Origin of the sequence: Actinoplanes sp. NPDC051633, from assembly GCF_040681735.1 — a bacterium.
Taxonomy (GTDB): domain Bacteria; phylum Actinomycetota; class Actinomycetes; order Mycobacteriales; family Micromonosporaceae; genus Actinoplanes.
Genome location: NZ_JBFAZH010000101.1, coordinates 1 through 12239, shown reverse-complemented (window position 1 = coordinate 12239; position 12239 = coordinate 1). Strand labels below are relative to the sequence as shown.

General features: G+C 69.8%; 14 protein-coding genes. 5 read left to right on the top strand and 9 right to left on the bottom strand.

The features are described from left to right. Nucleotides 1–775, bottom strand: a 775-nt coding sequence (locus AB0M20_RS08905) for a serine/threonine-protein kinase (RefSeq protein WP_364296039.1), incomplete at its 3' end; no start/stop codon positions are given. Nucleotides 776–936: 161 nt separating this feature from the next. Here AB0M20_RS08905 and AB0M20_RS08900 point away from each other — a divergent pair. Next, nucleotides 937–2550 carry an NAD(P)/FAD-dependent oxidoreductase gene (locus AB0M20_RS08900; protein WP_364296037.1) on the top strand — a complete coding sequence of 538 codons (1614 nt, stop codon included), beginning with the start codon at nucleotides 937–939 and terminating at the stop codon, nucleotides 2548–2550. A gap of 25 nt (nucleotides 2551–2575) precedes the next feature. Continuing rightward, nucleotides 2576–3526, top strand: a complete 951-nt coding sequence (locus AB0M20_RS08895) for an alpha/beta hydrolase (RefSeq protein ID WP_364296035.1) — start codon at nucleotides 2576–2578, stop codon at nucleotides 3524–3526. Here AB0M20_RS08895 and AB0M20_RS08890 read toward each other — a convergent pair. Together AB0M20_RS08890 and AB0M20_RS08885 are read right to left on the bottom strand one after the other, a co-directional pair. Continuing rightward, nucleotides 3519–4538: a hypothetical protein gene (locus AB0M20_RS08890; protein WP_364296033.1), complete on the bottom strand. Its 1020-nt coding sequence runs from the start codon at nucleotides 4536–4538 to the stop codon at nucleotides 3519–3521. The genes AB0M20_RS08895 and AB0M20_RS08890 overlap by 8 nt on opposite strands. A 74-nt stretch (nucleotides 4539–4612) precedes the next feature. Next, nucleotides 4613–5014, bottom strand: coding sequence for a YbaB/EbfC family nucleoid-associated protein (locus tag AB0M20_RS08885; protein WP_364296031.1), 402 nt, complete (start codon nucleotides 5012–5014; stop codon nucleotides 4613–4615). 38 nt (nucleotides 5015–5052) lie between these two features. Here AB0M20_RS08885 and AB0M20_RS08880 point away from each other — a divergent pair, with 38 nt between their 5' ends. The 3 genes from AB0M20_RS08880 to AB0M20_RS08870 are packed head-to-tail and all read left to right on the top strand — an operon-like array spanning nucleotide 5053 to nucleotide 6733. Continuing rightward, nucleotides 5053–5634 (top strand): hypothetical protein, encoded by a 582-nt coding sequence (locus AB0M20_RS08880; protein ID WP_364296029.1) that lies wholly within the window; start codon nucleotides 5053–5055, stop codon nucleotides 5632–5634. After that, nucleotides 5631–5945, top strand: a complete 315-nt coding sequence (locus AB0M20_RS08875) for a hypothetical protein (RefSeq protein WP_364296027.1) — start codon at nucleotides 5631–5633, stop codon at nucleotides 5943–5945. The genes AB0M20_RS08880 and AB0M20_RS08875 overlap by 4 nt, the downstream gene beginning before the upstream one ends. Further along, entirely contained in the window at nucleotides 5942–6733 is a 792-nt protein-coding gene (locus tag AB0M20_RS08870; protein WP_364296025.1) for a WXG100 family type VII secretion target, read from the top strand. Before AB0M20_RS08875 ends, AB0M20_RS08870 begins: the two co-directional genes overlap by 4 nt. Nucleotides 6734–6761: 28 nt before the next feature. Here AB0M20_RS08870 and AB0M20_RS08865 read toward each other — a convergent pair whose 3' ends face one another. The 6 genes from AB0M20_RS08865 to AB0M20_RS08840 all read right to left on the bottom strand — a co-directional run. Then, a complete protein-coding gene (locus AB0M20_RS08865) occupies nucleotides 6762–7403 on the bottom strand; it encodes a DUF3349 domain-containing protein (RefSeq protein WP_364296023.1) in 642 nt (213 codons plus the stop codon). A 2-nt stretch (nucleotides 7404–7405) separates the two neighbouring features. Continuing rightward, nucleotides 7406–8626: an inorganic phosphate transporter gene (locus tag AB0M20_RS08860; protein WP_364296021.1), complete on the bottom strand. Its 1221-nt coding sequence runs from the start codon at nucleotides 8624–8626 to the stop codon at nucleotides 7406–7408. Nucleotides 8627–8812: 186 nt separating this feature from the next. Continuing rightward, nucleotides 8813–9361, bottom strand: a complete 549-nt coding sequence (locus AB0M20_RS08855) for a hypothetical protein (RefSeq protein WP_364296019.1) — start codon at nucleotides 9359–9361, stop codon at nucleotides 8813–8815. 3 nt (nucleotides 9362–9364) lie between these two features. Next, nucleotides 9365–10198 carry a carbohydrate ABC transporter permease gene (locus tag AB0M20_RS08850; protein WP_364296017.1) on the bottom strand — a complete coding sequence of 278 codons (834 nt, stop codon included), beginning with the start codon at nucleotides 10196–10198 and terminating at the stop codon, nucleotides 9365–9367. Further along, complete coding sequence (locus tag AB0M20_RS08845; RefSeq protein ID WP_364296015.1) at nucleotides 10198–11187, bottom strand: sugar ABC transporter permease; 990 nt, start codon at nucleotides 11185–11187, stop codon at nucleotides 10198–10200. Before AB0M20_RS08845 ends, AB0M20_RS08850 begins: the two co-directional genes overlap by 1 nt. A gap of 4 nt (nucleotides 11188–11191) precedes the next feature. Then, on the bottom strand, nucleotides 11192–12239 hold a 1048-nt coding region (locus tag AB0M20_RS08840), incomplete at its 5' end, for an extracellular solute-binding protein (protein ID WP_364296013.1).

The window sequence follows — 12239 nt, the reverse complement described above, 5'->3', positions numbered from 1 at the left end:
CCGCGGACGGCCACCGCCGGGCCGGATCCTGCGCCATCGCCCGCTCGACGACGGCCGCCGCCGCGCGTGGCACGTCGTCCGGCAGTGGCGGCGGCGGGCCCTGGACCCGCTGCACCGCGACCGCGTACGGGTTGTCGCCGGCGAACGGCTTGCGGCCGGCGAGGCATTCGTACGCCGCGACGCCGAGCGCGTACAGGTCGGACAGCGGGGTCGCCGGGTGCCCCATGACCTGCTCGGGCGACAGGTAGGTCGGGGTGCCGAGCACCGCGCCGGAGACCGTCATGCTGGTCGCGTCGCCGGCCCGGGAGATGCCGAAATCGGTCAGCACCACCGCGCCGCCGCGCCGGATCATCAGGTTGGCGGGCTTCACGTCGCGGTGCACGATGCCGGCGTCGTGCACCGCCCGCAGCCCGTCGGCCGCCTGCGCGATCATCCGCATCGTGTCGGCCGCCCGGAACCGGCCGGCCCGCGCCAGCGCCCGGGCCATCGACTCGCCGTCGATGAACTCCATGACCAAGAACGTGACGCCCGCATCCCGGCCGTAGTCGTGGATGGACGCGACCGCCCGGTCGGCGACGCCGGCCATCGCCTGCGCCTCGGTCACGAACCGTCGCGCGAAGTCCTGCTGATCGGCCACGTGCGGCAGCATCGCCTTGACCGCCACCGTGCGGCCGAGCACCTCGTCGACCGCGCGCCACACCTCGCCCATGCCGCCGGCGCCCACCCGCTCCTCGAGCCGGTATCGGCCGCCGAGCCGCGTCCCCGCCTGCAGCATGATCCTCCCCTGTCGCGCGGCACAGCATGCACGAGCGCCGCCGGAAAGGCCATCTGAGTAATGCCTAAGCAATCATGACGAAACATTGACTCAGTGCAGGATGCATTCTACGTTGGGCCTCAGGTCACAGACTGTGCGCGAACCACCCCATGGAGGCACCGATGACCGAGCCCCGTTCTGTCCCGGACACCGTAGACGTCGTCATCGTCGGCGCCGGTTTCTCCGGGATGTACCTTCTGCACCGGCTCCGCGAGATGAACCTGACCGCCGTCGTGTTCGAGGCCGGCACCGACGTCGGCGGCACCTGGTACTGGAACCGCTACCCCGGCGCCCGCGTCGACGTGGAGAGCCTCGCCTACTCGTACTCGTTCTCCGAAGAGCTCGAGCAGGAGTACGACTGGGAGGAGCGATACCCCACCCAGCCCGAGATCCTCAGGTACGCCCGGCACGTCGCCGACCGCTTCGACCTGCGCAAGGACATCGTCTTCCGCACCCGCGTCACCGCGGCGACGTGGGCGGAGGAGAGCAAGACCTGGCGGGTACGCACCGAGCACGAGGACGCCGTCGACGCGCGGTTCCTGGTGATGGCCACCGGTTGCCTCTCGTCGTCGAAGATGCCCGAGATCCCCGGCCTGGACTCGTTCAAGGGCCCGACCTACCACACCGCGCACTGGCCGCACGAGGGCGTGGACTTCACCGGCAAGCGGGTCGGGCTGATCGGCACCGGCTCGTCCGGCGTGCAGTCCATCCCGGTGATCGCGGAGCAGGCCGCCGACCTGACCGTCTTCCAGCGCACCCCGGCATATTCGCTGCCGGCCCGCAACCGGTGGCTGCGCGCGGACGAGATCGCCGAGATGAAGGCGAACTACCGCGCCTACCGCAAGGCGCAGCGGGAGTCCGGGTTCGGCGTACCCGTGGCTCTGCCCACGAAGTCGGCCCTGGAGGTGCCCGAGGATGAACGCGACGCGGCGTTCGAGGTCGCCTGGGAGAGCGGCAGCCTGGTCAACCTGCTGCTGGCGTACACCGATCTGGCCACCAACCAGCAGGCCAACGACATCGCCAAGGACTGGGTGCACCGCAAGATCCGGTCGATCGTGAAGGACGAGCAGACCGCCGCGGACCTGTGCCCCGAGTACCCGGTCGGCACCAAGCGGCCGTGCCTGGACACGAACTACTACGAGACCTGGAACAGGCCGAACGTGCACCTGGTGAACATCAACCGCGAGCCGCTCGTGGAGGTCACCGAGCGCGGCATCCGTACCGCCGCGAAGGAGTACGAGTTCGACACGATCGTCTACGCCACCGGGTTCGACGCGATGACCGGCGCACTGACCAACGTGGACATCCGCGGCCGCGACGGGCTCTCGCTCAAGGAGACCTGGAGCGCCGGGCCGCGCACGTACCTGGGGATCGGCACTGCCGGATTCCCCAACCTCTTCATGATCACCGGACCGGGCAGCCCGTCCGTGCTGTCGAACATGGTGGTTTCGATCGAGCAGCACGTGGACTGGGTCACCGACGCGATCGAGCACCTGGAGAAGCAGGGCCTGGGCGTCATCGAGCCCACCATGGAGGCGCAGGACGCCTGGGTCGACCACGTGAACCTGATCGCTAGCTACACCCTCTATCCCAAGGCGAACTCCTGGTACATGGGCGCGAACGTACCGGGCAAGCCGAGGGTGTTCATGCCGTACGCGGGCGGCGTCGGCGAGTACCGCAAGAAGTGCGACGAAGTGGCAGCCAAGGGTTACGAGGGTTTCGCCCTCACCGCCTGAGACCCGAGATCGAAGGAGAGAGCCGATGTCCCGTCGTGACCTGATCGACCCCGAGGCACGCGTACCCCTGGACCAACTGCTCGAGGCGTTGCCGGGCGGCTTCAACGCCATCCCCGACATCGTGCAGCGCCGCGCCACCGTCGAGGCGATGCTGGCCGGCATCGAGGTGCCCGAGAACCCGAACGTCGTCAAGGAGGACCGCACGGTGCCCGGCCCCGAGGGCGAGCCGGACATCTCCGTCCGCATCTACCGCCCGCGTGACGCACAGGGCGCCCTGCCGGGGATCTACTTCATCCACGGCGGCGGCATGATCCTCGGCAACGTCCAGGGCGAGGACCCGGTCGCCACGCTGATCTGCGACCAGGTCGGCGCGGTCGTGGTCTCGGTGGAGTACCGCCTGTCCCCCGAGCACCCGCATCCGGCGCCGGTCGAGGACTGCTACGCCGGCCTGGTCTGGATGGCGAAGAACGCCACGGAGCTCGGGTACGACGCGAGCCGGCTGGGCCTGTACGGCGCCAGCGCGGGCGGCGGCCTGGTCATCGCGACGGCGCTGCTGGCCCGCGACCGCGGCGGCCCGGCGGTGAAGTTCATGATGCCGATCTACCCGATGATCGACGACACCAACACCACCGCGTCCAGCCAGGAGATCACCGACATCGGCATCTGGGACCGCGAGGGCAACATCCAGGCCTGGGAGTGGTACCTGGGCGGCAAGCCGGCCGACCAGTACGCCGCGCCGACCCGCGCCGAGAACCTGAGCGGCCTGCCGCCGGCCTTCATCGACGTGGGCACGGTCGACCTCTTCCGCGACGAGGACATCTCCTTCGCGCAGCGGCTGATGCAGGCCGGTGTGCCGGTCGAGATGCACGTGCACCCCGGCAGCTACCACGCGTCGGAGACCTTCGCCGCGGACGCGGCCCTGTCGAAGAGGACGTGGGCGCTGCGCATCGACGCCCTGAAGCGAGGCCTCATCTGAACCATCCCGTTTGCTCCGACGGCGTGCCGATCACCGTGTGCTCGGCACGCCGTCCGAGGGTGACCAGCGTGTTGAGCCGCTCCCAGCGCCCGACCACGACCGCCGCCAGGGCCAGCGCCACGAACGGCGTGGCGGCCAGGATTGCCCACTGGAAGCCGCGCAGATAGACCGGGGTGCCGAACTGCTGGCTGGAGTACATGAAGCCGGCGAAGCCCCAGTTCACCATCAGCGCCATCCCGGCCGGCGCGGCGAGCAGGGCGAGCATCCGGCGGCGCACCGGCCCGCCCTGGGCCCACCAGCCCCGGACGGCGAGCGCCGCGGCCGCGAGGTAGAGCGGCCCGCCGATCCGGAAGATGAACGAGCCGTCCATTGTCACGCCGTACGCGAAGGAGCCGGCGAAGGGGTAGGCGGCGCTCTGCACGAGATCGGCCACGCTCGCGGCGACGGCCGTCAGCGGCGCGGCGGCGAAGACCCAGGGCCGCCGGGGGCGGTCCACCGGAGGGCCGGACATCAGCCACGCCGAGAGTCCCGCGACCAGCAGCGCACCGATCACGAGCCAGCCCGCCATCAGCACCTGACTGGGCGAGTAGCTGTACCACCCGGCCACGTGCACGACCTCGACCACGGCCCCGATCGACGTCGCCGCGGTGGCGAGCCGGCGGTGCCGCAGCAGCACGAACGTGAGCGCCACCGCCCAGACGGCCGGGCGCAGCACGTCCATCACGTCGAGTCGCACCTCGTAGCCGACGGCGGCGCCCAGCGCCACCCGGCGCGCGCAGATCAGGAAGAGCATCAGCACGCCGAGGATCCGGACCGCGTGTGCCGCGCGGCGCCACGACTCGTCGTGCAGACCGGCCGGCACCCCGCGCAACCGCACGGCCATGGCGTTGAAGACCAGATCGGCCCGGTCCCGCGGGCTCGGCCGCCGCCGGCCGGGAGCCGCCTCCGCCATCAGCACGCCCACCATCTCCTCCTCGTACTCACGCCGGTACGGCAAGGGATAGACCGCCATCAAGCGGCGGTATCGAACCTCGAGCTCCCGCATGGCTGAGGAATATACCGATGAACGGTATATGGCGGCAAGTGCTAACGATCAAGGTCGCGGCGAGCGGCCAGCCGTTCCAGGTCGGCGGTGAGTTCGTCGATCCGGCGCATGCCCGCGTCCAGCGCATCGGTCGCCTGCTCACTGGGCCGCAGGGCGAGCACCGGCTCCATGATCTGGTCGGCCCGGGTCGCGTAGTCGGTCTGCGCCGCGGTCACCGCCGCGACGATCTCGGCGGCCGCGTCCTCCGGGGACATCCGCAGGGTGCCGGGCGTCAGCTCCAGGTCGAGCAGCCGGCCGCCGGGGCCCGTGCGGGCGCGCACCGAGCCGCCGGGTGACTCGCCCGATCCGGTCTGCTCGGTGAGTTGTTGCTGCATCTGCGTGATCCGGGCGACCTGTTCCTGCGCGTACGCGGCCAGCTCGTCGAGATTGCGGATATCCGGCATCTCGTGATGCTAACCCCGTCGATGTCATGCTGGCGTGCGTGCCAAGTCGTGACTACACCGCATCGGCCGAGCCCGCGCTGCGCCCCCTGCTGGCCGGCGACGAACGGCTCCTGGCCGCGTCCCCTCTGGTCAAGGATCCGGGTACGACCGAGGACGTGTCCGCCCAGGACGAGCTGGTCAACCTGCTCGATCCGACGATCCTGCTCGGACTCGGCACCCACCCCGGCAACGCGGTGCAACGCGCCGTCTTCGGCCGGGCGGTCACCGGCGGGCCGGCCTCGACGGCCCGGCGGCTCTTCGACACCGTGGACGCCGACCCCGCACCCAAGATCGCCGTCACCGATCGGCGGCTGCTGATCGTCTCGCTCGACACCCGGCCGCGGGACACCAAGGGCTGGCGTCGCTGGTTCGGACCCTCCGATATGGTCGCCACCCTGGTCACGGAGGTGCCTCGTGCGGTTATCCTCGGTGCCGTCGCGGCCCCCGCCGGGGTGCTGCGGCGGGGCCGGTTCCTGATCGGCTTCACCGACGGATCGGGGTGCGTCCTGGTCTGCGCGCCGCCGTCGCTGGCCGAGCCGGTGGTGGCGGCGATCGGCACGCCACGGGAGGAGCCGGGTTGAGCGACCAGCCGTTGAAGGTCTATCTGGACTCGATGACGCGGTACGCCGCCGCGATGGAGGATCTGAGCGCGGGCTTCGGCCGGACCCGGCAGGAGCTGGTCGACGCCGACGTGACCGAGGACAGCTTCGGCCTGCTCGACGCGTCACGCGACGCCGCCAAGGTCTACGAGCAGCGCACCACTGACGGGCTCGAGGTCCTGGCCACCGGCGTCGACGTGTTCAGCGACATGGCGGTCGCCTTCCGCCAGATGCGCGACTCCTATCAGGCCAGCGACGCCGAGGGCGCCAAGCGGCTGGGGGCCGGCGGATGACCCGGGCGCCCAGCGGCGACGCCCGCATCGAGGGCTGGCTCGGGCCGGCCGGGGCGGCGTACGGGATCATCCGGCCGATCGTCAGCTTCCTGGCCAACCCGCTCGACGAGGTGACCGGCGACCCCGAGCAGCTGCGGGAGAAGGCGCAGGCATGGCGGACCGCCGCCGACGAGATGCAGCAGCACGCGGAGGCCGAGCTGGCCGCGCGCACCGACCTGTTGTCGTACTGGGAGGGCGACGCGGCCGAAGCGTTCAACAGCGAGATGACCGCGATCAACGCTTCCTTCGGCGAGATCGCGGAACACTTCGACGTGACCGCGCAGCTGCTGGACGGCTCGGCCGAGGGCGCGCAGCAGGCGCAGGACCTGGTCGAGCAGATCGTCCGCGAGCTGATCGCCTGGCTGATCGTGACCATCATCGTGGCGCTGGCCTCGGCCTGGATCACGGCCGGCGCCTCGGTGGCCGCGGGTGCGGCGGCCGGTGGCGTGGAGGCGGGCCTGGCGGGCACCCGGGCGGCGGCGGTCGGCGTCAAGCTGGCGAACCTGTTGCGCAAGGTGTCGGAGTTCCTGATGAAGATGAGCAAATTCGCCAAGGCGTACAAGCTCACCAGCGTCGGCAAGGTCGGCGTGCAGAACTGGGCCTCGGCGCGCTACGCGAGCGCCGCCGGATACCAGCTGCTGGCCACCAACTGGGTGATCAAGAAGGCCATCGTGCAGCCCACTCTCGGACCGACGATCGACAAGGTGACCGGCGCGGACGAGACCTGGAAGCTGCCGCAGGTCTTCTGACCGTCCGCCCGTGCCCGGGCGGGTGTTCCTAGTCGCGGGGCGGGTCGGCGAGCGGCCAGCCGCCCGCCGCGAGCCGGGCGGAGACCCGGACCACGTCCTCAGGGTTCGCCGGCTTGAGCACCGAGTCGTGGATCGCCTGCTCGATGTCCTCGGTGGACAGCGGTTCCTCGTTGAGGAGGGACTGGCCGGCGAGATCGTTCGCGATCTTGCGTACCTCCTCCTCGGTCAGCTTGCGCTGCAGCAGGCCGAGCAGGACCACGTAGTCCTGCTTCGGCACGCCGGTCGGATAACCCTGCCGCAGCCAGTCGACGGCGCGGGTGACGAAACCGGTGCGGTCGTCACTCATATGGCCCCCTGGTCGCTTGTCGACGATCGTCGGGAAGATGTGCTCGAAGCTGAGCGCCTTGCCGAAGCCGGACGCAACGATGAAGGTGATACCCAGAATCACCAGGGCCAAGACGATCGCGAAGAGCACCCAGCCCAGCACCGTGCCGGCCGGGCGAGGAGTCGGACCGGTCACGCCGCTCTCATGCACCTCCGCATCACCACCGGCACCCCACGCCATGGACCGGATGCCGAGCGCGAACAACAGCGGCAGCCCGGCGCCGAGGATCAGCCCGGCGGCCAGCACCTGCCATGCGCCTTCCAGCGCGAAGCCGAAGTTGTGCATGATCAGACCCCCTCGGGTACGCGCTGCTTCTCGACCGCCGGCGCGTCCTGCCATTCGTCGTTGACGTTGCTGTGGTCGACCGGGGTCCGGCGCGACCGCAGCCACATGTAGCCGGCGAGGCCGAGCAGGAGGACGAACACCGCCAGCGCACCGGCCAGCCCGCCGATCATGTGCCCGATCCACCACATCACCGCGCCGACCACCGCCGCGGCCGGGAGCGTGATGAACCAGGCGGCGATCATCCGGCCGGCCACCTTCCAGCGCACCTGCGCGCCGGGCTTACCGACGCCGCTGCCCAGGATCGACCCGGTGGCGACGTGCGTGGTGGAGAGCGCGAAGCCGAGGTGGCTGGAGGCGAGGATGACCGCGGCGGACGAGGTCTCGGCCGCCATTCCCTGCGGCGGCGCGATCTCGACCAGGCCCTTGCCGAGCGTGCGGATGATTCGCCAGCCGCCGAGGTAGGTGCCCATGGCGATGGCCAGCGCACAAGCCGCCTTCACCCAGAACGGCACCGCCTTGGTGTCGGTCCAGTCGCCGGCCGCGATCAGCGCCAGCGTGATGACGCCCATCGTCTTCTGCGCGTCGTTGGTGCCGTGCGCCAGCGAGACCAGTGAGGCGCTGCCGATCTGACCCCAGCGGAAGCCGTTGTCGGTGAACCGCCTGGCGACGCCGGTGGTGACCTTGTAGACCAGCCAGGTGCCGGCGGCCGCGACGACGCAGGCGATCACCGGGGACATCACCGCGGGCAGCAACACCTTCCCGACCACGCCGTCCAGCTTGCTGCCGTCGCCGTTCCAGTTGACCCCGGAGAAGCCGAGGCCCGCGATGGTGGCGCCGACCAGCCCGCCGAAGAGGGCGTGCGAGGAGCTCGACGGCAGGCCCAGCAGCCAGGTCAGCAGGTTCCAGACGATGCCGCCGACGAGTCCGGCCAGGACGATCAGCAACAGGTCGAACCCGCCGTTGCCGAGGAGCTCGGCGCGGGGAGCGCCGGCCTTGTCCTGGATCTTGACCACGGCGTTGGTGACCGTCAGGGCCACCTCGACGGACAGGAACGCGCCGATCAGATTGAGGACACCGGAGAGGGCGACGGCCGTCTTCGGCCGGAGCGCCTTGGTGGCGATGGAGGTGGCCATCGCGTTCGCTGTGTCGTGAAAGCCGTTGGTGAAGTCGAACGCCAGAGCGGTGACGATCACCAAGGCGAGGATGACGCCTGTCTCGGTCACACTCGAATGGTCTGCGGACCCCAGGCCCCGGCGGAAGTGGGGAGCATCACCCGCGTCAAGTGTTGATCGCCGGTTCACTTGCCGTTCACTTAACCGTCGCCGTAGGAGCGACGAAACAGGTGCAAATCGCCCGCTCGTGCCGCCTCACGGAGCGTGCCTGAAACTTCGCTGAATCGGCGTGTGCGTTCAGGCGGGCGACCGCTGCGGCACGCGCGAAGCGAGCACGTGCATGGCGAACATCGTGTGACCGAGCAGCACCGGGATCAGCACCGGATGGATCAGCACCGCCAGGGTCAGCGCGACGCTGGCCACCGCCGCGGCACCGGCGAGTGTGCCGGGCCGCTCGCCGGCCAGCCGCAGGGCCGCTCGTGGCCCGATCACCAGCGCGAGACCGGAGAGCCCGGCGATCAACAGCCCGGCCACAGCCACGGCGGCCATCGCCGGCGGGCCGCCCGGCACCCGGCCGGACCGCAGCGCGAGCACGTCCAGCACGATGAGCCCGGCCACCACGACGAAGACCGCCGATGCGGCGAGCCCGGGCAGCAGCGAGCGCCGGAAGTCGGCCCACAGCAACCGGCCCGGCGGCCAGGAGTCGGTCTCGAGGTATCGGCCGATCGCCCGGCTCGCCGTGAGCAGGGCGGCGCCGGCGGTCACCAGCGGCAGCGCGGCCAGCAGGACCGCGAAGCCGACGACGGCCAGATCCGTGCCCGTCCGGAAAGCGTCACGCCAGCGCACGGGTCACCCCTTCAGGCCGCTGGTGTTGATGCCCTCGACGAGCATCCGCTGGAAGGCCACGAAGAACAGGAACACCGGGACCAGCGACAGCAGCGACATGGCGAACATCGGGCCGACCGCGCTCTCGCTGGTCGAGTCGATGAACAGGGTCAGCGCCACCGGCACCGTGTAGTCGCTGAGGTCGGACAGGAACACCAGCTGCCGGAAGAAGTCGTTCCAGGTCCAGATGAACGAGAAGATCGCGGTGGTGACCAGCGCCGGCCGGCTCAGCGGCAGGATCACGTGCCGGAACACGGCGTACGCGTTCGCGCCGTCGATCGTGGCCGCCTCGTCGAGCTCGCGCGGGATGCCCCGCATGAACTGCACCATCAGGAAGACGAAGAACGCCTCCGTGGCCAGGAACTGCGGCACCAGCAGCGGCAGGTAGGGGAACTCGCCGCCGACCCAGCCCAGCCACCGGAACAGGATGTACTGCGGGATGATCAGCACGTGCCCGGGCAGCAGCAGGGTGCCGATCATCAGGCCGAACCAGAGCGAGCGCAGCCGGAACTTCAGCCGGCCCAGTGCGTACGCGGCGAGCAGGCAGGAGATCGTGTTGCCGAGCACGGTCAGCCCCGAGACGATCGCGCTGTTGACGAAGAACCGGCCGAAGCTGACGTCGGAGAAGTTGCTCCAGCCGGCGGAGAAGTTCCCGGGCGTGAATTTCTCAGGAATCAGCCCGATGTTGTTGACGATCTCCTCGGGGCTCTTGAACGAGGTGCCGACCATCCACACCAGTGGGTAGAGCACGACGGCCAGGATGGCGACCAGGATGAGTACGCGCAGGAGCCGGCGCATCAGCTGCCCGCCGAGTCGGAGTAGTGCACCCAGAACCGCCCGGTGCGGAAGAGCACCACGGTGATCAGGCCGATTGCGAGCAGGAAGACCCAGGCCATCGCCGAGGCGGCGCCCATGTCCAGCTCGACGAAACCCTTGATGTAGAGGTACAGCGTGTACATCAGGGTCGAGTCGACCGGGCCGCCCTCGCCGTTGCTGAGCACGAAGGCGGAGGTGAAACCCTGGAAGCCGTTGATCGTCTCGAGGACCAGGTTGAAGAAGATGACCGGCGAGAGCATCGGCACCGTGATGTGCCAGAACCGGCGCGCCGCCCCGGCCCCGTCCACCTCCGCGGCCTCGTACAGCTCGACCGGCACCTGCTTGAGCCCGGCCAGGAAGATCACCATCGGCGCGCCGAACTGCCAGATCGCCAGCAGCATCAGCGTCTGCAGCGCCCACTTCGGGTCGTTCACCCAGGCCGCGCCCTTGATGCCGAACACACTCAGCAGCGAGTTGAACGCTCCGTCGCCGCCGAACATGCTGACCCACACGATGGCCAGCCCGACACTGCCGCCCAGCAGTGACGGCAGGTAGAACAGGCCGCGGAAGAGGCCGACGCCGCGGAAGGCCCGGTTGAGCAGCAGGGCCACCCCCAGTGCCACGGCCAGCTTGAGCGGCACGGCGATCAGCGCGAAGGTGACCGTGACCCGCACCGCGTGCCAGTACGACGGATCGTCGGTGAAGATCCGCCGATAGTTGTCGAGCCCGACCCACTGGACTTCGGACAGTGGCGAGAGCACGTCGTAGTTGGTGAAGCTGAGGTACAGCGAGAGCACCATCGGCGCCGCCGTGATCAGCAGCAGCCCGATCAGCCAGGGGCTGAGGAACACGTATCCGGCCAGGTTCTGCCGGGACCGGCCGCGAGCCGGGCCCCGCCGTCCTCTCGGGACGGCCGGGTCCGGCTGCGGCGCGGCGGCGATCAGCGGCGAGGCCGGAGGCGCCGTGGCCATGCGGTCAGCCCTTGCCGATCGCGCTGTTCGCGGCGGTGATGAAGGCCGCGGCGGCCTGCTCCGGCGTCTGCCGTCCGTAGACGACCTCCTCGGCCGCCTTGATCAGTTCGCTCTTCACCTTGCTGTGCCCGGCGGGCGGCACGGCCGGCGCGGCGCCGAAACTCTTGCCGATCTCGTCCTGCACGGCGATCGACTGTTTCATCGCCGGGTCGGTGGTGCTGTCCGCAACCGCCTTGCGGATGTCCAGGTTGGACGGAAGGCCGCGCTCGGTGCCGAGGATCTTGCCGGCCTCCGGGTCGTTGGCCAGGAAGTTGATCACGTCGACCGCGGTGTCGCGATGCTTGCTGCCGCGGAAGACCGAGAAGAACATCGACGCGCGCGGCCACTGCGAACCCGGCTTTCCGGGGTACGCGGTGACGCCCAGCTCGCCCTTGACGTTCTTCTTCAGCTCGGGCATCTGGTTGACCCACACCCAGCTGGTGGCCGCCTTGCCGGTCGCGACGAGCTGCTTGGTGATGTCGGTGACGTTGCCCTCGTGGATGACATCCGGCGTCGGGGTGGCGCCGCGTGCCCGCGCGTCCTTCCACAGCGTGAACCACTCGGCCACCTCGGCCTGTGTGAAGCCGAGCTGCTTGCCGTCGTAGAGGTCCTTGTCCTTCTGCCGCAACCAGACCCAGAACGCCTTGAAGTCGGCGCTCGGGTCCTGCGTGCCGGGCACCTTGGCGGTCTTGGAGACCTTCTCCGCCCAGGCGATGTAGTTCTCCCAGGTGTCGGTGGCCGGCTCGGGCAGCTTGTACTTGTCCAGCAGGGACTTGTCGTACACCAGGCCCTGGGTGTTCTCGCCGAACGACAGCCCGGCGAGCTTGCCGTCCACCACGCCGTACTTCCACAGCGGCTCGGAGAACTTGCTGGTGTCCAGGCGCTTGTCGGACTGGTACGGCGTCAGGTCCAGGGTCACGCTGCGGGTCGCGTACTCGGACAGGAAGTTGTCGTCGATCTGGAAGATGTCCGGGGCGTTGCCGCCGGCGGTGAGCGTGGCGAGCTTGTCGAAG